The 25962-nt window shown below is 45.3% G+C and carries 18 protein-coding genes; 8 read left to right on the top strand and 10 right to left on the bottom strand.

Features of this window, described 5'->3' with window-relative positions; genetic code table 11:
- Positions 1-281 precede the first annotated feature (281 nt).
- The 4 genes from MY523_RS09975 (at position 282) to fliS (ending at position 5601) form a co-directional block, all read left to right on the top strand.
- On the top strand, positions 282-2369 hold the full coding sequence (locus tag MY523_RS09975) for a flagellin N-terminal helical domain-containing protein (protein ID WP_250658618.1): 2088 nt from the start codon (positions 282-284) through the stop codon (positions 2367-2369).
- Positions 2370-2465: 96 nt separating this feature from the next.
- On the top strand, positions 2466-2870 hold the full coding sequence (locus MY523_RS09970) for a flagellar protein FlaG (RefSeq protein ID WP_250658617.1): 405 nt from the start codon (positions 2466-2468) through the stop codon (positions 2868-2870).
- Between the two features lie 145 nt (positions 2871-3015).
- On the top strand, positions 3016-4995 hold the full coding sequence (gene fliD / locus MY523_RS09965; RefSeq protein WP_250658616.1) for a flagellar filament capping protein FliD: 1980 nt from the start codon (positions 3016-3018) through the stop codon (positions 4993-4995).
- Between the two features lie 210 nt (positions 4996-5205).
- On the top strand, positions 5206-5601 hold the full coding sequence (gene fliS / locus MY523_RS09960) for a flagellar export chaperone FliS (protein WP_250658615.1): 396 nt from the start codon (positions 5206-5208) through the stop codon (positions 5599-5601).
- A gap of 130 nt (positions 5602-5731) precedes the next feature.
- Here the strand turns inward: fliS and MY523_RS09955 are convergent, their stop codons facing one another.
- Positions 5732-6655, bottom strand: coding sequence for a histone deacetylase family protein (locus MY523_RS09955; RefSeq protein ID WP_250658614.1), 924 nt, complete (start codon positions 6653-6655; stop codon positions 5732-5734).
- 474 nt (positions 6656-7129) lie between these two features.
- On the opposite strand from MY523_RS09955, the gene MY523_RS09950 reads away from it, so the two are divergent.
- A complete protein-coding gene (locus tag MY523_RS09950) occupies positions 7130-9859 on the top strand; it encodes a bifunctional acetate--CoA ligase family protein/GNAT family N-acetyltransferase (RefSeq protein WP_250658613.1) in 2730 nt (909 codons plus the stop codon).
- 77 nt (positions 9860-9936) lie between these two features.
- Here the strand turns inward: MY523_RS09950 and MY523_RS09945 are convergent, their stop codons facing one another.
- The 4 genes from MY523_RS09945 to rdgC all read right to left on the bottom strand — a co-directional run bounded on the left by MY523_RS09945 (position 9937) and on the right by rdgC (position 16448).
- Positions 9937-13074 (bottom strand): error-prone DNA polymerase, encoded by a 3138-nt coding sequence (locus tag MY523_RS09945; protein ID WP_250658612.1) that lies wholly within the window; start codon positions 13072-13074, stop codon positions 9937-9939.
- The gene (locus MY523_RS09940; protein WP_250658611.1) at positions 13074-14483 is read right to left on the bottom strand and encodes a Y-family DNA polymerase; all 1410 of its coding nucleotides are present in this window, start codon (positions 14481-14483) and stop codon (positions 13074-13076) included. Before MY523_RS09940 ends, MY523_RS09945 begins: the two co-directional genes overlap by 1 nt.
- Before the next feature lie 13 nt (positions 14484-14496).
- Entirely contained in the window at positions 14497-15174 is a 678-nt protein-coding gene (imuA, locus tag MY523_RS09935; RefSeq protein ID WP_250658610.1) for a translesion DNA synthesis-associated protein ImuA, read from the bottom strand.
- Between the two features lie 347 nt (positions 15175-15521).
- Positions 15522-16448: a recombination-associated protein RdgC gene (rdgC, locus tag MY523_RS09930; protein WP_250658609.1), complete on the bottom strand. Its 927-nt coding sequence runs from the start codon at positions 16446-16448 to the stop codon at positions 15522-15524.
- A gap of 349 nt (positions 16449-16797) precedes the next feature.
- Here rdgC and MY523_RS09925 point away from each other — a divergent pair, with 349 nt between their 5' ends.
- Together MY523_RS09925 and yaaA are read left to right on the top strand one after the other, a co-directional pair.
- Complete coding sequence (locus tag MY523_RS09925) at positions 16798-17052, top strand: glutaredoxin family protein (RefSeq protein ID WP_250658608.1); 255 nt, start codon at positions 16798-16800, stop codon at positions 17050-17052.
- A 12-nt stretch (positions 17053-17064) separates the two neighbouring features.
- Positions 17065-17841, top strand: a complete 777-nt coding sequence (gene yaaA, locus MY523_RS09920; RefSeq protein WP_250658607.1) for a peroxide stress protein YaaA — start codon at positions 17065-17067, stop codon at positions 17839-17841.
- Positions 17842-17991: 150 nt separating this feature from the next.
- On the opposite strand, the gene MY523_RS09915 is transcribed toward yaaA, so the two are convergent.
- Positions 17992-19611, bottom strand: coding sequence for an IS1182 family transposase (locus MY523_RS09915; protein ID WP_250655547.1), 1620 nt, complete (start codon positions 19609-19611; stop codon positions 17992-17994).
- A 476-nt stretch (positions 19612-20087) separates the two neighbouring features.
- Here MY523_RS09915 and MY523_RS09910 point away from each other — a divergent pair, with 476 nt between their 5' ends.
- Positions 20088-20288: a DUF2788 domain-containing protein gene (locus MY523_RS09910; RefSeq protein WP_250658606.1), complete on the top strand. Its 201-nt coding sequence runs from the start codon at positions 20088-20090 to the stop codon at positions 20286-20288.
- Positions 20289-20508: 220 nt separating this feature from the next.
- Here the strand turns inward: MY523_RS09910 and MY523_RS09905 are convergent, their stop codons facing one another.
- The 4 genes from MY523_RS09905 to MY523_RS09890 are packed head-to-tail and all read right to left on the bottom strand — an operon-like array spanning position 20509 to position 25888.
- A complete protein-coding gene (locus MY523_RS09905; RefSeq protein WP_250658605.1) occupies positions 20509-22329 on the bottom strand; it encodes a BatD family protein in 1821 nt (606 codons plus the stop codon).
- Entirely contained in the window at positions 22323-24278 is a 1956-nt protein-coding gene (locus tag MY523_RS09900) for a VWA domain-containing protein (RefSeq protein WP_250658604.1), read from the bottom strand. Before MY523_RS09900 ends, MY523_RS09905 begins: the two co-directional genes overlap by 7 nt.
- A gap of 3 nt (positions 24279-24281) precedes the next feature.
- Positions 24282-25355, bottom strand: coding sequence for a vWA domain-containing protein (locus MY523_RS09895; protein WP_250658603.1), 1074 nt, complete (start codon positions 25353-25355; stop codon positions 24282-24284).
- Positions 25355-25888, bottom strand: coding sequence for a DUF4381 domain-containing protein (locus MY523_RS09890; protein ID WP_250658602.1), 534 nt, complete (start codon positions 25886-25888; stop codon positions 25355-25357). The genes MY523_RS09895 and MY523_RS09890 overlap by 1 nt, the downstream gene beginning before the upstream one ends.
- Positions 25889-25962 lie beyond the last annotated feature (74 nt).

Here is a 25962-nt window from a genome sequence, read left to right as displayed (position 1 = left end):
AAAAAATAGAAATATTTTTAAAAATACTAAAGTAATTAAATATTTTAAATTCAATGGTTTATAGATATTTTTTTTATTTTAAAAGCTGTTTTTAACGCAAGGGTCAATTACTTTTACATTCCGTAACATTAAAAATTAAAGGTCGCCAAATTTGTGCCGTTAAACATCACAAGGCAAGTATCTATCCATTCGACGGCTTACGTTTTTAATGATGTGGCGCGGAGATATGGTAACTCAATAACGAGAGCGCCTTGTTTGATGAAGGTTCTAGGAGAAACATTATGCCACAAATTATAAATACCAATATTAACTCGCTAACCGCACAACGTAATCTGAACAATGCTCAGTCAGATAATGCACAAGCATTGAATCGTTTGTCTTCAGGTTTACGTATCAACAGTTCAAAAGATGATGCGGCAGGTTTGGCTATATCAACTCGTTTTGAATCACAGATTAGTGGTTTGAATGTTGCAACACGAAACGCAGGTGATGGTGTATCGCTGGCGCAAACTGCTGAAGGTGGTTTGGACTCGATTACCACTAACTTATCTCGTTTACGTGAGCTGGCGGTACAGTCTGCTAACGCAACCAACACTGATGTTGACCGTGAAGCCCTAAACGCCGAAGCAAAACAGATTATTGATGAGATTGGCCGTATCTCTGATCAGACTAACTTTAACGGCGTTAAGCTGCTAAATGGTGACTTCCAGGCCCAAACCTTCCAGGTGGGTGCAAACGTGGGTGAAACCATTGATGTAAACATTGCGGAAGTAACTACATCTACATTAGGTAGTGCCGAAACAGCAGGTATAACATCAAATATCAGTAAGGCTGCTTTAACTGTAGGTGTTGCGGCAGAAACAACTGCTCTGGTTGCTGGTGATTTGAACATTAACGGAGTGGCAGTTGGAGCATCATCTGCGGCAGCTGATACTACTTCATCTTCTAAGCAGGCATCTAGTGCAATTGCTAAGGCTGCTGCTATTAATGCGGTAAGTGACCAAACTGGCGTTACTGCTACAGCAGCGGAGAATACTGTTGAAGGTACCTCTATCACTGCGGATATGACGGCTGCTGCCGGAAATGTCTCTATTAACGGCGTGACCATCGATATTCAGGTTGGGGCCGCTACTGCAGGAGAAGGCGTGCGCAATGAGCTGGGTAAAGTGGCCGATGCCTTGAATGCTAAATCCGATGCAACAGGTGTAACTGCGTCCGTAGTTACTACTGATGACGGCTTCCGAATCGATTTAAGTGCAGCAGATGGAAGAAACATTGAGCTTGGTCAGGCGACTGTAACTACCGCTGCTCTTGGTATGGCTGCCGGTGGTGCTGCTGGCGCTGAAGAGGTCTATACGGGAAATGTCACACTTACGAGTGCTGATGGGTCAGATATAAAAATTACCTCTACAACGGGTGATATAGATAATGCTGGTTTTGAAGAGGGAAGTTTCAGTGGAGTAAATGGTGGTGTCGTTGGTGATGCGGATACGGTAGCAAGTGGCCGTGTTGCATTGGTTTCTGGTGATTTAACAATTAATGGAGCGACTGTAGGTCAGTCTTTTGCGTCAGATGATACTGCATCGACCGCAAATTCAGATGCGAGTGCTATCTCGGTAGCTGCAGCGATAAACCGGATTTCTGATACCACAGGAGTTACTGCTGAAGCTGGCGAGAATACAATTTATTCTGGCGACATTACTGTAACCACAGCTGGGCAGATAGGTATTAATGGCGTCACTATTGATATTGCTGCTGGTTCAGATGTGGCGACTAAGGTAACTAACGCTATTGATGCTATCAATGCGAAGTCTGGCCAGACTGGTGTGAGAGCTGAGGTGTTGGATGGTGACAGCTATAAGTTAGTAGCTGAAGATGGACGTAATATAGAGCTTACCGGTGGTGGTGCTGCTAACGATGAAGGTTTTGTTGATAGTGTAAATGTCGCAAGTGTGGTGCTTAAATCAGCAGGCTCATTTACCTTAGGTACAGAAACTGGAGATATTGAAAATGTTGGCCTAAATGTCGGCACTTACGGTGGCTCTGAGTCTGGTACGTTGCTGAAAGATGTTGATATCAGTACGGTTGCTGGTGCGAATGCTGCTATCCAGGCAGTGGATAACGCGCTAACACAGGTTAACACCGAGCGTGCAAACTTGGGTGCGATCCAAAACCGCTTTGATAACACGATCTCATCAAACCAGATCAACTCTGAGAACTTGTCAGCTGCAAATTCTCGAATCAAGGATGCTGACTTTGCTGCAGAAACCGCTGCACTGTCCAGATCTTCGGTTCTACAGCAGGCGGGTATTTCAATCTTAGCCCAGGCTAATGCTGGTCCACAGCAGGTGCTATCACTACTGGGATAATAGTTAAGCGATAACTTGACCGGCTTTAGTGCACTTCGCTAAAGCCGGATTTTAAGTTTCACTTAGTTATTAGAGATCTTAGAGTAGAGGTGTTTTATGAATGACGTTAAGTTAAGTAGTTTGGATCTGGCCACCAGGGCTGGGTCGTCTGCGTCTTCACCTCAGCAGGAACCCCAGCAGGCAGCCACGGTATCCGATAAGTCGAATGGTTCTGTTAACACCATATCAGCCGAGAATGTTAATAAGGTGGGTGGTGAACAGAGTCAGGAGCAAAAGGATAAACAGTTAGAGGGAGCGGTGACCAAGCTGAATGACTATATTCAGAATGTGCAACGAGACCTTGAATTTCAGACGGACGATTCATCTGGAAAAACTGTGATAACCGTTGTTGATCGTCAGACTTCAGAAGTAGTCAGACAAATACCTGATGATGTGGCATTGAGGTTGGCGCAGGACTTGCAACAGGATGAGCCACTAAGTTTATTTAACATTAAGGTGTAAAACCGGCAACAAGTTACATTTATTTACAGGAAAAAGGAAAAACTTTGCCTGTAGTTGCCGATACAGTAAATAGGTCAGTTATACGCTTTGTAGTTGACGGTGTTAAATAGCTGACTTATTTTACTGTTTAGTGGGGGCAATAGTTATGTCTGTTTCATCCATAGGTATCGGTTCTGGTGTTTTAACCAGTGACCTTATAGACAAATTAGCAGAAGCAGAGCGCGCGCCCACCGAGCTTCGTTTTGATCGTAAAGAAGAGCAGGTTCAAGCTGAGCTTTCAGCGGTTGGACGCATTCGAAGTGCCCTTACCGATCTTAGACTTCCTACCCGAGTGCTGAGTAACCCTAGCGCTCTACAGGCGTTAAACGCCGAGTCATCTTCCAGCAATGTAACTGCAACCGCGACTAATGGGGCTGCTGTTGGTCAATATTCTTTAGAAGTTACCGAGCTTGCTCAGGCTCACTCGTTAAGTACCGCTTCATTTGCGGATAAAAATCTGACGGGGCTTGGTACAGGTACGCTAAGCATTAAAGTTGGAGATGTCACAAAAGACATTACGATCGATGGTAGCAACAATACGCTTGAAGGTATTGCGAATGCTATCAATGCCGAAGAAGACCTGGCAGTTAATGCCAGTGTAATCGATACAGGTTCAGGTTTTGTGTTGGTGTTTGCTGCACAGAACTCGGGCCTTGATAACGCTATCGAAATTAGTGTTAACGATACCGGGGACGGTAACAGCACTGATGCATTAGGCCTTTCACAGCTTTCGTTTGACGGCACTAATAATCACCTGACCGAGTCCGTTGAAGCAAAAAATGCGCTGTTTTCAGTTAATGGTATAGCTGTTTCTCGGCAATCAAATACCGTGTCAGATGCTATTGACGGGGTAACATTCACGCTTACCGGCAAGACCAATGGTTCACCTGCAACGGTTTCTGTCACGCAGGACACAGAAAAAGTTCTGGAACGAATACAGGACTTTGTTGATTCGTTTAACGAAGTTAAAACGATCCTCAATGAAGTCACCGCATTTGACCCAAACGGCAACTCAGAAAACGGATTGTTGCTGGGTGATTCGACGATCCGTTCAATTAACTCCCAGTTAAGAAGTGTTTTATCTCAAGTGGTACCAGGGCTTGATAGCTCATCGGTTCGTAGCCTTGCAGAAGTTGGTATAAGCACAGATCGAACAACCGGTATGCTTTCAGTTGATGATGAGGCGTTTACTAAAGCGCTTGCAGACTCACCCGATGATGTTATGGCATTGTTTGCTGAGCAGGGTAGAGCATCTGATTCGCAAGTTTCGTTCTCCAAGAAAACAGCAGAAACGGTACCGGGCACTTATGACATTAATATTACTCAGGCGGCTACAAATGGTAGCTTCACGGGTAACGTGGCTATTGGGGCGTCGACTGTCATTGACGCCGATAACGATACCTTCAAGATTAGCGTTGATGGCACAGAAAGTGCCGATATAACACTCACCGCTGGCACCTATACCGATGCCGAACTGGTGACTGAAATCCAAAAGCAACTGGATGCTGACGCAAATCTTAGCTCAGCAGGCGCTGCAATTTCTGTCTCTCTGGATGGTAGCGGCCAGCTACAGTTTAACTCTGGCACATTTGGCAGTGAGTCTAAAGTGTCTTTCACTTCGGTAGATACCAATACGCTGGCATCGTTGGGTATTGATGCAATTGCAGGCGTTGACGGGCTGGATGTAAAAGGCACTATTAACGGTGTTGAAGCGACAGGAAAAGGCCAGATACTGACAGGCGCCGAAGGCGATGACAGCGAAGGGTTAGCCGTAAAAGTTGAAGGCTCTGCAACCGGAAGTCGCGGCTCGGTAACGTTTATTGAAGGTGTTGGCGATCAGTTAGTCGATAAGCTTAATAGTTTCCTTGAATTTGAAGGCATTATCGGTGCAAAAGAGACTGGCCTTAAAGACCAATTAGCAGAGATCACGAAAGGGCGTGAGCAGCTTGATTTGAGAGTAGAAAATTTGAGATCAAGGCTCTCAGCGCAGTTTACAGCGGCGGATATACTGGTATCTCAGCTGAATAGCACACAGGACTTTTTGAAAAGTCAGCTATCTGCATTAGCTGGGTCAAAGGACGACTAAGTACTGGTTAAGTTCGACTGTGTTGTTTGTTAAGTTCGACTATGTTGTCGGCTAGGTACGATAGATTTTTGGGCTAAAATATTGTGTAAGTCGGTTAAGAAAATTTAAGCAATGCCGATAACAATAGCATATTAAAAGATGTAGCTTCAGATGCTATAGCAAGTGCCAGCTTAACCCCTGGTTTACTTAAAAGATGTTTACAGGTGAATTATGAATGCACTACACCAATATCAAGCGGTCAATACACAAACTAGCGTTATTGATGTTGATCGACACCGTTTAATACAACTATTGTTTGAAGGTGCTTTGGAACGAATCAATATGGCTAAAGGCCGTATCCAGGCATCTGATTACGAAGGCAAAAATCGTTTGATCAATAAGTCTATCGAGATCGTATCTGGCTTGCGTAGCTTCTTAAATATTGAAGAAGGGCAGGAGCTTGCTTCTAACTTATCTGACTTATACGCATATATCGAGCGCAGGTTGTTTGAAGCCAATGTTAAGAATGATGTTGATATGCTCGATGAAGTGGCAAGCCATCTGCGTAAGGTTAAAGAAGGTTGGGACGGAATTCGAGAAGAAGCACTAGAGCAGGGCATCGTATAGTTCACGCCTGAATGAGTAAAATCAGCTCACCTGTTTAAAAAGGGGAAAGTATTTTCCCCTTTTTTTGTCGCTTTAGGTTCTGCCCACCAGCTTTATACTTACTCGGAATACTGGCTGACTATCCGTTTATTTAAAAACCAGCCAATACTTCCAGATGCTGTTCCACGCTCTCAGCCAGTGCCTTTAAGTTATAACCCCCTTCTAGTATTGAGACGATTCGGTCATTACTATAGTACTTGGCAACATCTACCAGCATTTCTGTAATCCACCGATAATCGGTTTTATCCAGCTCAAGATCCGCCATCGGGTCATTTTTATGTGCATCAAAACCTGCTGAAATTAAAATCAGTTGCGGTTTATGATTTTGTAGCTCATTTAGCCATGCTTTCTCAATTTTGTTTCGAAAGCTCAGCCCTTGTGTATGAGCCTCCAGCGGTAAATTAATAATGTTCGGCTTGTGAACCGCGTGATGACTGTATGGGTAGTAGGGGTGTTGAAAGCTGGAACAGACCAGAACTCTTGGGTCGTCCTGGAATATATCGACGGTACCATTTCCCTGATGTACATCGAAATCGATAATAGCGACTCTGTCCAGGCCATGAAAATCCAGTGCGTGTTTTGCTGCGACAGCGATGTTGTTGTAGAAACAGAACCCCATGGTTTTGTTACGTTCTGCGTGATGGCCAGGTGGACGCGTGGCGCAAAAGGCATTTTTGTTCTGCCCTGACATGACGGCATCCACAGCCTGAACAGCAGCGCCTGCTGCCAGTTTTGCGGCGCGCATGGTATCGGGCATCATAATGGTGTCTGGGTCTGCATATATGCGCCCCTTTTTAGGCTGTATAAGGTCGAGTTGCTCAACGTATGTGGCCGGGTGCACGCGCCTGACATGATCAGGGTTTACCAATTCTGCGCGTATAAAGTCGAGGTCTTGATTTAGACGTGTATCTTGAATTTGGTCAAGGATAGCCATCAAGCGAGCAGGGCTTTCAGGGTGCTCTGGCCCCATATTGTGCAAAGTGCAGTCATGATGACTTATATAAGCAGTTTTCATAATAGTGACTACGTTATTATTCGACTAAATTATTATTTTCTTTTGCCTGGCTTAAGTATTGAATACCGCACTGAAAAGTGTGCTAAATAAGTAAAAAATAAGCTGGCCCTCTCAGTTTAACTAACAAGATGCAGAATAGATACGCTCTCGTTATGTCGAACTATGGTAACTTTTGCCTGAGCTGATCTAGGTCAGAAATGAAAACAGGCACTTCTATGCTGATCAGCATCAACTATTTTGTTGTTGGGTCAGGCTATAGTGATGCTGCTTTAATAAATCGGCAATAATTATTCAGTACGCTGGTGTGTGCCATCTGCCTGGCGATTAATCACGGTATTAGCGGCCTCTGTGTTCGTGACTCTGTAGTTAGTCACTATGTAGTTAGCCACTCTGGAGTTAGTGATCCTAGCATTGATGATTATTGTATATGATGCCAGAACGATAGTGATTCCGACTTTTGTCTAGGAGAAGAATGTGAGTACTCGACATCTTGATGCCTTATTCAACCCCAAATCGATTGTTGTATTAGGTGCGTCGGAGCGCTCCCAGAACCTGGGCGGAATAGTCCTGAGGAATCTGTTATCGTCAGAGTATCCTGGCCAGCTATTGGTTATTAATCCAAACGAATATGACAATGTACATGGCATTCCCTGTGTTAAAAAAGTCAGTAAAATGCCTTTTACCCCTGACCTGGCTATTGTCTGTACCCCGCCTGAGTCTGTGCCCCGCGCGATTAAAAAACTCGGGCAAATGGGTGTGAAAACCGCGATGATACTTACGGGTGGGTTATCGAGAACCCACAGTAAAAGTGGCCGACCGCTGATGTACTCGGTTCGGGATGCAGCCAAAGCAACCGGCATCCGAATTCTAGGCCCTAATACGATCGGTATTATGGCGCCTCGCAACAAAGTTAATGCAACATACCTCCATATGGGCGCGCTGCCCGGTAAAATAGCGTTTATTGGACAATCAGGAACTATCGCCAGTGCCGTCATCGACTGGGCGTTTAGTCGAGGCGTTGGCTTTTCCCACTTTCTAACGCTGGGCGATAGTATGGATATCGACCCGGATGACTTAATCGATTATCTCGCTCAGGATAGGCATACCAAAGCGATACTGCTGCATATTGAAATGGTGCCTAACCCATCCCGTTTTATCTCTGCTGTGCGTGCAGCCTCCCGAGGCAAATTGGTTATTGGCATCAAAAGCGGCAGAGTGCCGGAGTCACAATGGGAACCGGTGCCGTTGGCAGATGGCATTACTAATGGGGATGCGGTTTTTGATGCGCTATTTAGACGGGCGGGTATTCTTCGTGTTAATGGTGCTGACGAAATGTTTGATGCACTTGAAACGTTGACCAGAATGAAGCCGGTTAAAAAAGAAACGCTGGCGATAATGAGTAACGGCCTCGGGCCAAATGTATTGGCGGTCGACCGGCTTGCAAATCTGGGCGGGGAACTGGCTGAGCTGTCGGATAAAACGATTGATGCTATTGCAGAGCTAATGCCTCCTTACTGGACGCGGAAAAATCCGATTGATCTCAACTATGATGCAACACCTGAAACCTATTCGGCGGTGATGGACATTTTGGCTAAAGACCCAGGTGTTTCAAATGTATTGGTCATGTACGCCCCTTCGTTGACTGAAGACAGCCTTCAAATTGCAGATGCCGTCATTACCAAAGCTAAGCGAGCGCGGCTCAATATTTTCACCTGCTGGCTGGGACAAAGTACGATACTGGATGCCAGAGAAGCGTTTTTTGAAGCGGGTATTCCCACCTTTTTCTCTCCCGAGAAAGCTGTAAAAGCGTTTATGCATGTGGTTAACCATCAACGAAGCCAGAGGTTGCTGAAAGAAACACCTTCCTCGTACAGTGATCATGCGGTTGACCGCTCTGATGCAAGAGAGATTGTTCAGAATGCTATTCGAAATGGGCGTAACCATCTGTCGAACGGCGAGGCAAGGCAGCTGATTGCCGATTATGGTGTCCCGACGGTTGAAACATGGTATTGCGATGATATTGAAGAGGTTATAGAAGCCTTTGAAGAAATCGGCGGCCCTATTAATATTGCGCTGCTTCATGAGAAAAGCAGTCACCCGTTTCTTGAAGAAAAAACCGGAAGAGGGCGTTATAAAACAACGATTCGGCGCTTAAACGAAAAGGACACCATTATTAGTTCTTGTGCCGAACTGTTTGAACAGTATAAAGAGCACTTTCCTAATAGCGGGTTTCTGGGTTATTCCGTGCACCGTTCGCATCAGCATATTGGAGGCCTGGGGTTTAGCCTGGGGATTACTCGTGACCCCAAACTAGGGCCATTGGTCGTATGCGGTGCTGCCGGGGCGAGTGTTAATGTGATGACAGATCGACGAATCGCCTTGCCGCCGCTGAATATGGTGTTGGCTAAGGATCTGCTTTCCCAAACCTACATGTACCAGTTGTTGAAAGAGTATAGCTACCGGCCTGCTCAGGACATCAAAGCAGTATGTGAAACATTAATTACCTTGTCGCAGATTGTGGTTGATATACCTGAAATTAAAGGGCTGGAGATTCTGCCTCTGTTATTCAATAAGGATGGAGTGGTCGCAGTTGATGTCGCTATCGATTTGGGTTTACCGGGTAAACTGTCAATTCAACCTTACCCGGCAGAGCTTGCAGAGTGGATTACGCTGCCAAAATCAAAACGTCGTGTTGAAGTTCGCCCGATTAGGGGCGAGGATGAGCCCGCCCATATCGAGTTTCATTTGAAGCAGTCACCTGAGTCGATACGCTTTCGGTTCTTTCATTACCGGAAATCTTTTAGTCATGAAGAGTTAGTTCAAATGGTTCAGATCGATTATGACCGAGAGATGGTTTTTGTTGCTACAGTCCCTAAAGAAGATGGTTCAGGAAATGAAACGCTTGGAACCGTTCGTGTTTGGACTGATGCCAATAACTTGCAATGCGAGTTCGCAGTGATGGTCAGTGAAGAGCTCAAAGGTGAGCGGCTTGGTTATACGCTAATGAACAAAATGATTGAATATTGTCGGTCGAAGGGTACAGTTGAGATGATTGGTTCTGTGCTGCCGGATAATAAGCCTATGTTGAGTCTTGCTGAAAAGTTGGGTTTTGAATCCAAGTGGGATCCTGATGAAGAAGTGATGGCGCTGCGCTTACCGCTTAATGTGCCAAAAGATGACTGGCAGAAAGAGCAGTTGAAATAGCTGCTATCAACCCGCTGCTGGGACTATCACCTATTGGTGGCATATAGCCCCGCTTGGGCCTTAAGCATTTAAATGGGCTAATGAAAGTCCCTCGACGACGAGCGAAGACCACCCAGGTGGTCAGTTATATCAATAAGTTTGCCTGCAATGACGTGTACAACCTCTCCTTCGCGTTCAAGAATGCCTTTAACTTTCAGAATTTTAGCGGTAAGGAATGGCTGCTTTTGTGCTCTCGCTGTACCGGCCCAAACGACGACATTGATATTTCCGGTATCATCTTCCAGTGTCACAAATGTTACGCCTGAAGCCGTACCCGGAGATTGTCTACCGGTTACGACGCCGATGACTTCCACAAAGGATTGATGAGGCAGCGTTCGTAATTGGCTCGCCCTGGTGAAAGTACCGGCTTTTCCTGACTTATCCAGCAAGCTAATGGGGTGGGTTTCCAGTGTTAATCCTACTGCACTATAATCTTCCAGCAAGTTTTCAAATGCATTGGGCTGAAAGTGAAATCTCTCATGTTGATCCTGCCATTTTCGTAAAGTCGTTTGCCGTTTGCTTAACCCCGTTTGTGATTTACTTGAGGCAACTTGTAGCTTGCTTGAGGCAAACAGCGGCAATTCATCTTCAGAATCCATTAAGCTCCATCGAGTAGCATAACGGTTTAATGACAAGCTTCTGAAAGCGTTTGCAGAGGCCAGTAGTTCAATGTCTCTGCGTGATAAGCCAATTCTTTTGATCTGGGATAGGTGTGAGTAGCCTGACTTTGGTCTTTCTGAAACAATTTTATTCATCCCTTGCTCACTGAGTCCTTTGACTTGGCGCAGCCCTAAACGAATGGCGTAGGGGGCCTTGTTTGCCAGGCTGTGGTTGACATTAGAGAGATTGATGCACACGGGTAGGACTTCAATATGGTGACGCTGTGCATCTTGTACCAATTGTGATGCGCTGTAGAAACCCATCGGCAAACTGTTAAGGAGGGAGGTGTAGAATACCGAAGGGTAGTAGAATTTTAACCAGGCAGAGACATAAGCCAGTACGGCAAAGGATGCCGAGTGGCTTTCAGGGAAACCGTACTCTCCAAAGCCACAAATTTGCTCAAAAATACGTTCAGCAAAGTCCAGTTCGTAGCCTCTTTCTAACATACCATTGATCAACTTTGCTTTAAATTTGAACAATTCCCCGTTTTTTTTCCATGAGGCCATTGCCCGGCGCAGTTGGTCTGCTTCTCCCCCGGTAAAGCCCGCAGCGACCATGGCCAGCTTAATGACCTGCTCCTGAAAAATAGGCACCCCTAATGTGCGGGATAACACCTCTTTTACCTCTTCTGAAGGGTAAGAAACCGCCTCTTCACCATTTCTGCGTTTAAGAAAAGGGTGCACCATATCGCCCTGTATCGGGCCTGGCCGAACTATGGCGATTTGAATGACCAGATCATAGTAATTGGCGGGTTTTAAGCGCGGCAGCATACTCATTTGTGCACGAGACTCAATTTGGAAAACACCGATAGTGTCGGCCTGTTGAATCATGCGGTAGACGTTTGGATCATCCTGCATGCGGGTTATTTCAGCAATGGAATAGCGATGGCCATAGTGGTTATAAATAAGGTCAAATGACTTTCGAATGGCTGTCAGCATTCCCAATGCAAGTACATCGACCTTTAGCAACCCCAGGCTTTCCAGATCATCTTTATCCCATTGAATAACAGTGCGCTCTTCCATACTCGCATTCTCAACAGGAACCAGTTCGTAAAGCGGCCCGGATGAGATAACGAAACCTCCGACATGCTGAGATAAATGCCTTGGAAAGCCGATAATCTCATTTACTAGCGTAATAAACTGTTGCCCCTTGAGCGACTCAGGTTTTAACCCTAACTCCACGACTTGAGCCTGCCAGCCTAAGTCACGATCACGGCGGTTTACATTTTTTATAAAGAAGTCGAGTTGAGCTTCTGCAATACCGAGCGCTTTTCCGACATCCCGTACAGCACTTTTAAAACGGTAACTGATGACCGTTGCCGCCAATGCCGCTCGCTCACGACCATACTTACGGTAGATATACTGGATTACTTCTTCTCTGCGCCCGTTCTCGAAATCGACATCAATATCTGGTGGCTCATCTCGTTCCTTACTGATAAAACGCTCAAACAGCACGGAAATTTGCCGTGGATCTACGGAGGTAATCTCCAGGCAGTAGCAGACCACAGAGTTCGCAGCAGAGCCTCGGCCCTGATACAAAATTCCCTGTTGCTTTGCGAACATAACCACATCATAAATAGTGAGGAAAAAGAATGGATAATTAAGCGCTTCAATTAACGTTAACTCTTTGTTGATTATTGCTTGTACTGAGCTTGAAACGCCTTCTGGAAACCGGTTCCTAATACCATGCTCAACCAGTTTTCGTAAATAGGACATAGCGGTTTCACCACGGGGTACCAGTTCTTGAGGGTATTCGTAGCGCAATTCACCCAGGTCGAAGTTGCACCGGTTTGCGATCTCCACGCTTTCTGCCAACCATAATGGGTCAAACAGGCTGGAAAGTTTCTTTTTAGAGCGAAGGGTTCGTTCTGTATTGGCTAATAATAGCTGCCCTGCCTGATGGACGGGGGTTCCATGCCTGATGGCCGTTAGCACATGCTGAAGCGATAAGCGTGTAGATGAATGCATCAGCACGCCGCCGCAAGCCGTAATGGGCATATTCCATATTCGGGACAGTGATTGGCAGTGTTGGGTGTAGTGCTTGTCGTTATGCTTTAGGTGCCTTTGAAGGCCGATCCAGCTGCGGTCTTTATAATATTTCTTTAGCCACTTGGCCCATTGTTCGTCACTGCTGTTTCCTTTGGGTAGCCAAATAACAAAGCACTGTTTGATGGACATCAGGTCCCACTTATCCAATACATAATGGCCTTTTTCAGCGCGGCGTCGTGCATTGGTAATGAGTCGGCATAACTCGGCATACGCCTGACGGTTCGGACAGATTAAAATAATGCTTAGTTCATGATTTAGTTTCAGCAAGCTCCCCACAATGAGTTTGATAGACAGTTGGTTTTTCTTGATTGCTGCATACGCTCTGACGACTCCGGCAACAGAGCACTCATCTGTTATTGAAATAGCCTGATAACCTAAAAAATTAGCTTGTGTCACCAGCTCTTCCGGGTGAGATGCCCCTTGCAAAAAAGAGAAGTTGCTTTGGCAATAAAGCTCTGCGTATGACATTAGCTAAATACTCCATGCAGAAACCATTTTTGCTCGGGGGTTCGAAACACCCACAACCAGCGGCCGTTTTCTGTACGCGCAATAAAGTAATCCCGAATGATCGCCTGCCCATCCCACCATCCTGTTGAAAGCCTTTCTGGCCCCTGAATGATAGAGATACGCTCTCTTAGTGGTTTAGGGAATGGCAATAGAATACTTGGTCGGAGCAGGTTTTTATCTATGGGGATAGTCGTAGAGTCGGGTGTTTCGACCATCGGTTGGCAATATTGAGAGCTTATATGAGGGCGGGGGTCTTCCGTGATACGCACGCCTTGAATGTTCTGTTCGCCAAGCTTTGCCTGCAATAACGACAGCAGCTCAAGGGGGGATAGCTTTCCTTGTTTTCCCCTAAACAAATCTGCCATATCACCTTGTTTGGCTGCGACCCGTTTTACGCTTAAAGACAGTCGTACGACAGGGTCACTTAGCCTGACTGACTCAAACTTTAATTGAAATAATTTAAGCCATATTTCCTGCCGGTATTCACCCGCAGCGGATGTTGCACTCACCTCACATGATTGGTTATTCCTAAGCTGTAATAGTAAAGAGAGCTCATGGGCATACTGATCTCTTACGCGTAAAAAATCTTCGAGTTGTGCCAATAATTTTAGTAACGGTTTTTCCAGAAAAGAGAGGTTTACAACGTCGAAGAGTAAATCAAGGTAGCGATTGAAACGTTCAGGAGGGTGATAAAAATTAATTGTGTGGTGAAACTCTCCCGTTAATCGCCCTGTATAGTTCACTAAATCACTATCAAAACGTTTGGCAATATCAGCCATAGAGATGCTTAATAAGTCCTTTACCGTGTTTACGCCTACCCGAGTCAATTGGCTTACTTGTTTTGTTGTTAACTCTGTTTCTGATAACTGGCACTGGTTAATTTTTACAGACAGTTCTTGCTTTGAGTCCAGTATTTGGTTGACTCCTTTCTGTGCCAGCATTTTTGCAGCGAAAGGGGAGTAACCAGACGAATAAGTATAATTAAAGGGTAGTTTGTCAAGTTGGTCAGTAATAGAGCGCCAATAGTTCTCAAGCCCGTCATAAAGGGTCAACATATTGCTGGCGTGGAGCAGTAACCCATTAGGTTCAAAAAAACTGATATCTGAGGTAACCGTGTATAATCCGTGCGCGATCTCTTTTAATTTGTCTGACTCACAGCAAGCGTCGTACTGAAGGACTTGCAGGTTCCCACAAAGAGAGGCGGCGGTTGCTAACCCCATACCCCGCTTAACTCCGTTTGCCTGAGCCTCCTGATTCAGTTGTACAATTTCATTACGCCTTCCTTCAACAATGATGACGCCTTGAGAGGGCTCACAGTAAAGAGCATCGAGCTGCAAAGAGGGAAAATGTAAGTAGATCCAAAGTGACATGGTGCCATCTCACTTACACGATTTTTTGATGACGTGCTGTTGGAAAGTGAATGACATTGTTGGCTTTGCCGCAGCAGAGTGCTGGCCAGTCAGCAGACATATCTAACGCGAACTCAGGGATGGCCCTGCCTCCCTTTCGTTTTGTAATAGATACACCGAGGCCTTGCGTATGGGGGGTTAGTTGCATGTTCAACGATACTGGCAGAGAGGTTATGTTCTGAGTCGGCGGGCTCATGATGAATTGCACGCAGTCTCCTTCTTCACAAGCCATTTGGAACCGCTTTATTTGATGTATTTCCTGCACGTTTTGCCATAAAAGAACAGCCCCGCAAGCGCCGCTTTTGAGGCACTGTTCAGCCGCCCATAGGGCTTCATTTTTACGGCGGGAGTTAATGATTAATAACTTCTTTAAGTCATAACCCTGATGGTAAAAGAATTCAGCACATATTGAGCCTGGTGGATTTATAAATACCAGTAAACGTGACTGTGTTGATAGTGTGCCCATAAGAACTCGTAGCTCGCCAATCCCTAATGGACTACGAATATTGACAACGCCTGTTGCCGGAAAACCACCTGCCAGCTTTTCATCAAGTATTGGGTACCCACACGACTGCGTATTCTGCTTTGGTTGTGTTTGATGGCCCTTCCAGACTAATTGTTTTCGCGCTAATAAATCGATTAAGTCACTCATAATTTCTAATTAAAAAATACTGTTTATATGTACAGTATAGTGTCGAATGTTAATCAATAGCAAGGTGAAAATGAACAAACAAGCGGAATCAATAAAGGGTGGCAGGCAGAAGGGGGGCAGGTATTTATAAACCTATATCTGTCGATTTTATTGCATGGTGCAACATGTCTGGCACATGCGAGGGGGAGTGATAGGGTGCGCAGTCGCACCCTATACTGTTCGTCTGCTTAAGCCATAATTGGCTAAAAAATAAGGCTTTATAATGTAACCAATCAGGCCGAAGCGGGCTTGCCAGGTTATGTCTAAATTTACTTTGAAACTGCGACTCAAGTCCGAGCTGTTACAGCTTATCCCTCAATAATAGCGGACTTATCTTCGCCACCAAACGCTTCTAATATAGCGGGGAGCAATTTGGCAAACTCCATCGACATAATGGCAAAACTGGCATCGAATTTACTGGCCGCATCCTCTGCGCCTGAGTCATCGAGTTGTTCCTGCATCACATCACCAAACTTTAGGCGTTTGATTGATAGATCTTCATTCATAATAAATGAAATATTCTCTTCCCAGGTCATCGCCAGTTTAAATACCTGCTTGCCTGCTTCCAGGTGAGTGCCGATTTCTTCGCCGTCAAGTTCAACGCCTTTGCAACGCACAACGCCTCCTTCTTCGCCTGGATCACGCAGCTCGCACTCTTCATCAGCCTCAAACCCTGTCGGCATTAATGCGTCTTTTGTCAGCCAGCTGGTCATAACGGATGACGGGGCTTGATTAACCGATGGTATACGAATAGGTAGTGATCCAATGGTTTTGCGCAGGTAACTGGTAATATCGTCTGCGGCTTTTGCAGATGATGCGTTTACGATAAGAAAGCCATCTTTGGGTGAGAGATAAGCATAGGTAAGTTTTGAGCGGGTGAAGGCTCTTGGAAGAAGCTCGTGGGTGATCTGCTCCTTCAGCTCATCTTTTTCTTTTTTGGTCACTTTGCGCATCTGAGTTTCTTCAATCTCAGCGACTTTTTCTGCAACAGCTTCTTTTACAACCGTAGAGGGGATGAGTCGATCTTCACGTTTAAGGCAGATCATCCAGTGGCCGTTAGTCACATGAACCAACTGCTGGCCGTGCCTGCCTAAAGGAGAAACCCAACCCTGGCGGGAAACTTCAGTCGGGCCGCAGGGGGTAAAAGGGCTTTCTTCAAGCTTTTGTTCAAGCTCTGTATCAGAAAGTGTAAACGGCTTTGTGAAACGATAGGCGATTATATTTTTAAACCACATAGTTTATTTTTGTATCCGATTAATTGTAAAGAGACTTTTGCACGACTACTGCGCTTACAAATACAGCGTTAAAAAATAACTCAAAATGCTCATATAATATTACATATACACTGCGCTTTTTCGTCATTTTTTGCCTTGTCTTTGCTTCGCTCATAACGTCGTGCAAAGGTCTCGTAAAAAATGATTTTAGAAAATATTGAGCAATAAATGCTCAGTGAGTACGTTGTGTAAAAAGGGTTTGTTCAAAAAAACGGGTCGTCGATTATGAAGGATGTTATTGGGGGTGCCAAGACTGATTTGGAATCTTTTCAAAGATTGCTATAGACTCTCATTTCTTTAATGGTTAGCCATGGTAGATAACTACTTGATTGAACTTATTCTATACAGCACAACAGGGTGCCACCTCTGCGAAAAGGCCATTGAAGTGCTGCAGGTTGCCTTGCAGGGCCAATCCTGTATGCTTGATGAAATCGATATTGCTTATGATGACGGTTTATTAGAGCAATACGGTGTCAGAATTCCGGTATTAAAGAACCCTCAAAATGGCAAAGAAGTCGGCTGGCCCTTTGGACCGGAAGACGTTCTTGCTTTGCTTGAACCTTGAACCAGGACCATCATGATTATTGTTATTTCACCTGCCAAAACACTTGATTTTGAAACCCCACCAGTCACTGAACGGCATACTACGCCTGGATTCCTGGATGACTCTTGCGAACTGGTTGAAGCGTTAAAGCTACTGGAACCTCATGATATATCCACGTTAATGAGCATTAGCCCGAAGCTGGGAGAGCTAAATGCGGAGCGTTTTCAAACATGGCAGCTACCTTTTACGCCCGAGAATGCTAAACAAGCCGTATTAGCGTTTAAAGGTGATGTTTATACCGGGTTAGATGCTGAAACCTTCACTGAAGATGATTTTGAATTTGCGCAATCTCACTTGAGAATTTTGTCCGGCCTTTATGGTGTGCTTAAGCCCCTTGATTTGATTCAGCCATACCGTTTGGAAATGGGGACTAAGTTTAAAAATGAGCGCGGTGCTAACCTTTATCATTTTTGGGGAACCACGCTGACGGAAAGTTTGAACAATGAGCTTGAAGCAGACGACAATGTATTGATTAACCTGGCTTCAAACGAATATTTTAAGTCAGTAAAGGCGAAGTCACTGTCGGCAAGAATGATTACCCCAGTGTTCAAAGATATGAAAAATGGCCAGTATAAGATGATTAGCTTTTATGCAAAGAAGGCAAGAGGACTAATGTCTGCTTATATCATTAAAAACAAGATAAAGGATGTAGAAGGCCTTAAAGCTTTTGATTCAGAGGGTTACGGTTTCAACCCTGAGCTGTCGAAAGGCGATGAGTGGGTGTTCACACGTAATATTGAGAATGCTTAACGTTCTAAACTAACCCTGATTCCGTTCCGCTGCATCTAGGCTACAGGGAGGTTTGGTTGTAGCCGTGATGAAAGGAGGCGCGACTGGAATCAAGGAAGGGGGATTGAAGCCCTAAGCTAACCCTGATTCCGCTTCGAGGCTGTGAAAGTATTAACAAGCAAGAGATTCTTTGACTTCAAAACGAACTCGAAGCGAATCTGGCGTCATTACAACGGCCTTTATAATTATTGTCTGTAGAAACAGGTAATACTTATAGGCCTTTAAATATAGCTCTGGGCTCCTTCTATTAAGGCGAAACAGAGCTTTATTTTTTATCTCCTCAAGGAGCCTGTCGAACCCCAACACATTAAGTGCACGTGTGAGATTATAACATAACGCCATTAAACTAAACTCAGCCGCTACCTTCTCTTGGCCTCTTAGCAGGAAGTGGCTCCAACCTGCTCTAGATTTCATCGTGCCAAATGGGTGCTCAACGAGTGTACTTCGCTCGCGCATTTTTCCTTTGCTTACCTTCATTCGTTCTTGATGAGCTGTGAGCAGGTCTGCATTCTCACTTCGCCACACGACTCGGCAAGGTATTTTCTCCCCAAGACAGCTTGCTTTTTGGGGGCAGCTTTTACAGACTGTTTCTGATGCACTGAAGCGATGAAATACTTGTCCGTTCTGTGTGCGGGGCGACCCTCGTTGGTTTAATGACTCTCCTGCAGGGCACACATAATGATTTTTCCTCGCATCATATATGAACTGGTCTTTTGTGTACCTTCCCTTTTTCCCTTTACCCCCCGTTTTAGGCTTGGGAACATAAGGTGTTATCTTATCTTTTACACACTTAGCAATATGCGCCCCGCTGTAATAGCCCGCATCAGCAAGCACTTCTAACTCATCTGAATTCAGTATTTTCTTTGCTTTTAGCGACATTGGGTGCAATTGTTTAAGGTCGTTTGGCTCCGTTGTGACTTCTTCGCAAACGATCAAGTGATGCTTGTTATCTACTGCTATCTGTACGCTGTAGCCGGATACCTTTTGAGTTCCTTTGTTCAGTAAACGGGCATCTTTGTCTGTACTGCTCTCTTGTGTTTTTTTAGATTTTTCTAACCTTTTTAATTCGCTCTCTTTATCTTGTTTTTCTTTTTTCCAGTCTTCGAGTTGCTGAAGCACTTTTTCCAGTTCAATATCACTGGGCTTGTTTTCTTCTTCCTTTTCCTGCGCATCTTGCTGATCTAGCTCGTTCTGCCATTGCTCGATATGCGCCTCTAGCTTTTTGAGCTTCTTCTTGAGACCTGTGGTGGTCGTAAAGCTCTTGCGGCTCGCGCTTCCTTTAAAGAAACTGCCGTCAATAGCAATGCACTGGCCTCCAAACAACGAAAGTTTCTTGCAGAATAAAATAAACTCTTTATGAGTCTCCCGAATCGCACGCCGGTTTTGGCTGCGAAAATTAGCGATCGTCTTATAGCTTGGCTTAAGCCCTTGAACTAACCACATCACCTCTATATTACGGTGGCACTCTTGTTCCAACCGACGACTCGACTTAATGCGGTTTAGATATCCGTAGAGGTAAAGCTTGAGTAACGCACCGGGAGGGTAGGCAGGCTGCCCGCTATTAACCTTGTTTTCTAAGGTATGTTGATAGCCGAGCTTTCCTAAGTCTAAACATTCAACATAGGCATCAAGGGCTCTGATGGGATGCCTCTCATGCACGTAGTCATCCATATGGCTCGGAAACAAATCCCCTTGATCGCGGGAGTGTGTTTTCTTGTATTGTCTTCCCATTTTCTTATATCTTCGAAGTCGTTAGGCGACGATATTATACAGCGGGGAGCCTATGGATACTTTCACAGCCTCTTCGCTGCATCAAGGCTACAGGGAGCTTTGGTTGTAGCCGTGATGAAAGGAGGCACGACTGGAATCAAGGAAGAGTGATTGAAGCTCTCAAACTAATTCTGATTTCGCTTCGCTGCATCAAGGCTACAGGGAGCTTTGGTTGTTGCCGTGATGAAAGGAGGTTCGACTGGAATCAAGGGAGGGTGATTGAAGCCCTAAGCTAACCCTGATTCCGTTTCGCTGCATCAAGGCTACAGGGAGGTTTGGTTGTAGCTGCGACTAGAAACGACAATGTTAGGTTTATATATCGCATTGATATAAGTCAAATGTTGTAAATTCAGTTTACTTATTTAGCTCGATCCCTATAATGTCCGACAAATTAAGTTGGGTATTATTTTTATCTAGTACAGACAGGGGAGAGTGTTATGTCAGTAGCGCAATTTGAATCAATTTCATTAACGGTGTTAATTACTGCGTTGATTTGCTACATGGGCTATATCGTTTGGGATCTGGCAAAACGCTCAGAGGCCGGAAAGTTTGGCACAATGGCTTTGTTTGGTGCTTTAGGCCTTGGTGTGATGGGCTTTGTTATCAAGACAGTCATGATCGAAGTGATTAATGTTTAAGTCGATCAATGACCTTGTGAGACCTTTGCACTACTACTGCGCTTACAAATACAGCGTTAAAAAATGACTCAAAATGCTCATTTATTACTCATAAACTGCGCTTTTTCTTCATTTTTTGCCTTGTCTTTGCTTCGCTCGTAACGTCGTGCAAAGGTCTACTTGTAAGTTATTTAGTTTTATTAAAAAGGCGACCATTGTAGGTCGCTTTTTTTTGCCCGTTTTATGGATAAAAGTTCGGTAGTACTTGCTCTGATGGACCTCTATCTTTTTTTCGAATTTCGTTTAAACATTTGAGAAGCGCATCGTTATCCCAGTTACTGGATGGGGTGTCAGGTGTGGCGGGTGAATAAAAGGCGCTCTCTGCCTTGGATATCAACGCAGAAAGAGTTTCGTCATCTAATAGCCTTTCAACGTCTGCAACACTGTTAATCGTTGCCTCTGGCCATTTTATTTTTGCCCACTGAACAAGATCCCCGAGCATATCTGGTGATTTTTGGCGAATGCTTCCCGATAGCTTTTCAAATGCAGCTTCTTCACTTGAAGAGTTTGCCATTATTGGTGAACTTACTTCTTGTTCCACTCGAACGGTGTTTTTCCTCTTCAGCAAAATGACTGTTGTTATGGCCCAGCCCGAAATTAATAAAGCAATAATGACGTAGAGAGCACCATTGCCTGACTCATCAACCGCTTTATCAGCAGTGGCTGCGTTGTTACTGCCGGACTCAGAAGGGCTTGCTTCTGGAGCAACAGGGCTTGTTTCGGCTGGCTCAGAATAGCTCTGCTCTTCGCTAACGGGAGGCGCGCCATTGCCTGAGGCTATTGTTAACTCACGAGCGGGAATAACGGCGACACGCTCAACTTGGTTAACGGTATCCCACCAAGGGATTTTTATCTCAGGTAGTGTCACCTTGCCTGCTTTAACAGCAACCATGGCGATGGACTCTGTTCGGCTCGATTCGACCCCTGCCTGGTGTTCCAGTGACTCTGTTTCAGGTTGGTCGGGATACTGTTTGAAACCGTGATTATCGCTTATGTTCAAAGGCGGTAGAGCGGAGCCTAACAGACCTAGCGTTTGTATCGAAATAGTGCGTGTGAAGGAGTCTCCGACGGAAACGTTTTCAAGCGGTTTATCCCACTTCTCTGTCAGATTAAGACTGATTGCAGGCAACCAGACTTGCCCCGTAAACTCTGAAGCAGGTGGACGAACATTGACATTAATGGCATCACTACTGTCACGAATATGCTTTCTTTTACGTAGCCGACTATCAATAATAGTTCCGCTGAATGTTTGAGGTGCAATGGCGAGTTCACCACTTTTCTGTGGGAAGATCAGAAACTTGCGCTCTATCACTTCGTAGCGTTGGTTGTAGCGCATGCGATAATACTTTTTCTGATCGCCGACTTGCTCGATGATTGCGTCATCCAATTCGGGGTTACTTAAATCGCCCGAAACAAGGTTATCGGCATAATAAAGCCGCAATGTGTAGATGATCTGTTCTTGTACGTAGGCTTCCTGTTTATCGACCTCAGCCTCCATAAAAACTAAGGGAGGGCGGCCATCATCCGGGCTGGCTTTGCCTTTTAATACCTTAATGCCAATGGGCTGAGAGGCTTTATCAGCATGTTTAATAGAGGGGATTGTTAGCGCCCCAGCACTTTTAGGCGATAGGGTATAGACCCAGGTAATGGTTGCGTTATGAGTACCGTTAATGGATTGAATATTGTACTTCTGTTGTTGGTCAATAATTTCGAAATCGTTTTCAAGTGTGCCGAGATCGGGGGCGGGTAGCTCCATATTTCTTAGGTTAAACAGGTTACTGAAGTTCAACTCCAGTTCAAGCTGACCGATAATGGTAAGCTCAACCGTTTCGTTCTGGTGAATTTGTGTTCGGTCAACACTGGCATGAAGCTCATCTGAATCAGCGGCAAATAGCGGTGTTGATATACCAAGGCAGACAAGTGTAAGCAGTACGGCAACACCTGCTCGTGAAAATCGGCCAGCCGCACTGGAAAATGTATTAGCTAGAAAATAACTTACCATATGGGTTGTCCCTCTTGTTGACTCTGTCGACCTCGTTTTTGTTGGTATTGTTGAGCAAACTTGCGTCTCAGGAGACCGCCTGGGTCATCGGGTACACGCCTCATCCATTGTTCGAATGCTTGAGTCTCTTCGTCTGTTAACTGATCCTGCTCGCTCGCTTGTGCTTGCTGCGGGTTTTGCTCAGCTTTTGAGTCTTTATCGGTTTTTTCAGCCCCTTGTGCTTGTTGTTGCTCCTGCTTTTCAGACTGCTCTTGCTCTGATTGCTTGTTGTCGGCCTGCTGCTGTTCTGCTTGATCTTGATCTGGCTGCGTTTGGTCAGACGATGCTTGATCAGACTGCTGAGACTGGCCCTGTTGTTGATCTTGTTGCTGACCCCCTGATGATTCATTATTTTGAGAAGCCTGTTGATCTTGGCTTTGGTCTTGGCTTTGCTCTTGATCTTGAGAGTCGCCTTGCTGGCCGTCCGACTGCTGCTGGTCTTTAGAATCAGAATCGCTTGACTCAGACTGGTCAGACGATTGATCTTGGGACTGCTGTTCCTGAGATTGTTGCTCCTCAAGAAACTTTTCAATCAGCGCTTTGTTGGTGGCCGCATCCTCAAAGTCAGGGTCTTGCTGCAAAACCTCTTCGTAGGCTTCAATTGCTTCCTGGAACTTCTGCTGCTGAGCTAATGCAGTTGCCTGGTTATAGAGTGCGGTCGTTGTGGTGGCTGTTTCAAATGATTGCTGCGCCTCTTCGTACTGCTTCGCTTTGTACTGGGCTGTGCCTTTCCACTGGGGGTCTTCAAATAGCTCAGCCGCTTTAGCCGGGTTATTTTCCACTATCTCCATGGCCTGTTGATCAGGGGTTTTCCATAGATCTTTCCATTCAAAGGCCATGGCATCCTTGGGCTGAAGGGTAAAAGAGAGTAGCAATACCAGTGAGAACGCCCCTCTTTTGTAGCCCAACAGCACAATAGGTATCAGAATAAGCGCGAACCAATACCCTTCATCATGCCATTGATCATAAAGGCTATTCTCTGCCTCAGTATCAGCAAGGTTATTTGAGTTTTTCGAATTTGTGTCTACTGACATGACCGCCTTTAATGATTCAATATCGGAATCGTCCAATTGAATGGGCTCCATAACGCCTGAGTGATTAGAGGCCAATTGCTCTAGCAGGTCAAAGTCGGTTTTGGGAATAATAACGCTCCCTTTGTCTTTTAGGTAACCTCGCTCAGGTATATTAATAGGCCCACCCTGTTCGGTACCTACTGCTAACACAGAAAGAGGGTATGAGGTATTGCTGAGCCGCTCGCTAATTTGTTGCAGGTTATCCGGCTCTATGCCGTCAGTTATCAGTAGTATTTTTCCGTTAGTTGCGCCGCCATTTTTTAATACATCGATGGCTTGTTCAATAGCGAGTTCAGGGCGACTGCCCATCGCAGGCATGATGAATGGGTCAAGCGGTGGTAACATTGACTTCAATGTGTTGGTGTCATCGGTCAGAGGTGTAACGACGTAACTATCCCCGGAGTAGACGATCAGTGCGGTATTGCCTTCTTTTCTCTGCTCTAATAAGTCTTGAAGCTTATGTTTAGCACGAGTAAGGCGGTTGGGTTTTTGGTCGGATGCTAACATTGAGAGCGATAAGTCCAGCACAATCGCTAGGTTATCGCTTTGCTGATGCAGGGGTTGAGGCTTTTTCTGCCAACTTGGCCCGGCAAGTCCTAAAGCCAACAATGCAATTATAATAGCGAACCATTTCCAATTGTCAGTGGTGCCGGATGACGACTGGTTTCCGACCAGTAGGTGCTGTAATAACTCTGGTGGAATGGCCTTACTCCAGTCTGAATCAACCTCTGACTGGCGCTTGTGAGAGAACCATAATATTAACGGAACTAGAAATAATACCAGCAACCAGAGTGGGCGCAGAAAATGAAACTGGTAGAGAGTGTCTAAAAAAGCCATCTGTTAACCCTCCACCTGATCGGTTGATGAAGTGCTTTGATGGCTGCTTTTTCTTGCTACGCTACGGGCATTAAGTAAGCGTTGAACCTGTGGCATGCCTAACTTTATCAGGATCATTGCGATAAGTGATAAAAACGACAGCGCAAGTGGCCAGTGAAAATAGGAGCGGGTAGGGCGATAGCTCCTCACTTCTTGTTCAATGGGTTCCAGCTGGTTTATTCCTTCATAAATAAGCTCTAACTCGCCTGTATTTCGGGCTCTAAAAAACTGTCCGCCGGTGGTATCTGCAATTTGCTGTAGTGCATCTTCATCCAAATCTTTAGATGGGTTAACGGTTCTTGAGCCCAGAAATCCTCGCTTAACCATCTGCTCCGCACCGATACCGATGGTATAGATTTTAATATTTTCCTTTGCGGCGAGTTGAGCGGCTTTCTCTGGCTGAATTTCTCCGGCGGTATTAGCGCCATCGGTTAGCAGAACAAGTACACGACTGTTTTGAGGTCTTTCTCTCAACCGTTTTACTGCGAGGGTAATCGCATCACCGATGGCGGTTGCCCTGCCGGCCATACCTAAAAAGGCTTCTTGGAGCAGTGTATTTACGGTGACGGTGTCGAAAGAGAGTGGTGACTGAATATAAGGTTGTGAACCAAAAAGTATAAGCCCAACCCGGTCACCTTTTCGCTGCTCTACAAAGTCGCTCACAACAGACTTTACCACATCCAGCCGAGTGACCTGATAGCCTTTAAGCAACATATCTTCCTCTTTCATACTGGGTGAGATGTCGACCGCCAGCATAAGATCGCGACCTGATAGGGGGACTTCAACCAGCTCACCCACATATTGGGGGCGGCTGACGGCGACAACTAATGACACCCAAGCGATAAGTTGCAGCAGTTTTAAAAGCTTTGAACGTTGTGGAGTTGTTACCCCTTTGCCCGTTAGGCCCGCAGCCTCCAACTGATTAAAGAAGGGGATTCGAAGTGCTTGTTTTTGCTCTGTTGTTGCATTGTTTCGAGGCTTTATAAGCAACGGTGCGGCTAATAACAGTAGTAGCCAAGGCCATTCAAACTCTAACATCAGGCCTCCTTTATCCATTGACGCAGTGTTTTGATTAGCTTCTTTATTTCAGCCGTAGAGTTTTTATCTTTTTCAAAACCTTGTTGGTATTGGGCCCCTGGTCGGTATTGACCCTCTGGCTGATATTGGCCCTCTGATAGCAGTGCCAGTTGCTTATCGTTGAACATATTAGGTGTTTCATCACCGTTTAAAAAGGATTCAAGAAACTGCTTCCACTGTTGACCAGTGAGTGCCGAAATAGTCGGGTCGTTGAGTTTATGGTGTGCAATCCGTTTGATGAGTTTATTAATCAAACAGAGAGACTCCTGATGAGAGTGTGTTGATACTTGTGCAGAAACCTGGGTAATGGTTTTGTTCGCCTCTTTCTTCCAGGCATTATTTTGAATGTGCCTGCGTATCAGGTATGCGACTAAAACGATAGCAATAACGACTGTGATAATGAGTGCCCACCAGCCAGGAGCAGGGGGCCAGAAGCCGATGGCGGCTGGCTCGTGTATATCTTTTAATTGACTCAATAGTTCTTCAGGAGTCATGCTAATTTTCCATTTCTCAATTTCTTAATACTAATCTTAGGGTGCCCAAGTGTTTGCGGTACCTGTTAGCTGGC

The sequence above is a fragment of the Alkalimarinus coralli genome (assembly GCF_023650515.1).
Taxonomy (GTDB): domain Bacteria; phylum Pseudomonadota; class Gammaproteobacteria; order Pseudomonadales; family Oleiphilaceae; genus Alkalimarinus; species Alkalimarinus coralli.
This window is presented reverse-complemented; position numbering and strand designations above follow the sequence as displayed.

What these genes read in the sequence shown, in the direction of transcription:
- MY523_RS09975 (WP_250658618.1), top strand. Translation starts at nt 282, where the DNA reads ATGCCACAAATTATAAATACCAATATTAACTCGCTAACCGCACAACGT.
- MY523_RS09970 (WP_250658617.1), top strand. Translation starts at nt 2,466, where the DNA reads ATGAATGACGTTAAGTTAAGTAGTTTGGATCTGGCCACCAGGGCTGGG.
- fliD (WP_250658616.1), top strand. Translation starts at nt 3,016, where the DNA reads ATGTCTGTTTCATCCATAGGTATCGGTTCTGGTGTTTTAACCAGTGAC.
- fliS (WP_250658615.1), top strand. Translation starts at nt 5,206, where the DNA reads ATGAATGCACTACACCAATATCAAGCGGTCAATACACAAACTAGCGTT.
- MY523_RS09955 (WP_250658614.1), bottom strand. Translation starts at nt 6,655, where the DNA reads ATGAAAACTGCTTATATAAGTCATCATGACTGCACTTTGCACAATATG.
- MY523_RS09945 (WP_250658612.1), bottom strand. Translation starts at nt 13,074, where the DNA reads ATGTCATACGCAGAGCTTTATTGCCAAAGCAACTTCTCTTTTTTGCAA.
- MY523_RS09940 (WP_250658611.1), bottom strand. Translation starts at nt 14,483, where the DNA reads ATGTCACTTTGGATCTACTTACATTTTCCCTCTTTGCAGCTCGATGCT.
- imuA (WP_250658610.1), bottom strand. Translation starts at nt 15,174, where the DNA reads ATGAGTGACTTAATCGATTTATTAGCGCGAAAACAATTAGTCTGGAAG.
- rdgC (WP_250658609.1), bottom strand. Translation starts at nt 16,448, where the DNA reads ATGTGGTTTAAAAATATAATCGCCTATCGTTTCACAAAGCCGTTTACA.
- MY523_RS09925 (WP_250658608.1), top strand. Translation starts at nt 16,798, where the DNA reads ATGGTAGATAACTACTTGATTGAACTTATTCTATACAGCACAACAGGG.
- yaaA (WP_250658607.1), top strand. Translation starts at nt 17,065, where the DNA reads ATGATTATTGTTATTTCACCTGCCAAAACACTTGATTTTGAAACCCCA.
- MY523_RS09915 (WP_250655547.1), bottom strand. Translation starts at nt 19,611, where the DNA reads ATGGGAAGACAATACAAGAAAACACACTCCCGCGATCAAGGGGATTTG.
- MY523_RS09910 (WP_250658606.1), top strand. Translation starts at nt 20,088, where the DNA reads ATGTCAGTAGCGCAATTTGAATCAATTTCATTAACGGTGTTAATTACT.
- MY523_RS09905 (WP_250658605.1), bottom strand. Translation starts at nt 22,329, where the DNA reads ATGGTAAGTTATTTTCTAGCTAATACATTTTCCAGTGCGGCTGGCCGA.
- MY523_RS09900 (WP_250658604.1), bottom strand. Translation starts at nt 24,278, where the DNA reads ATGGCTTTTTTAGACACTCTCTACCAGTTTCATTTTCTGCGCCCACTC.
- MY523_RS09895 (WP_250658603.1), bottom strand. Translation starts at nt 25,355, where the DNA reads ATGTTAGAGTTTGAATGGCCTTGGCTACTACTGTTATTAGCCGCACCG.
- MY523_RS09890 (WP_250658602.1), bottom strand. Translation starts at nt 25,888, where the DNA reads ATGACTCCTGAAGAACTATTGAGTCAATTAAAAGATATACACGAGCCA.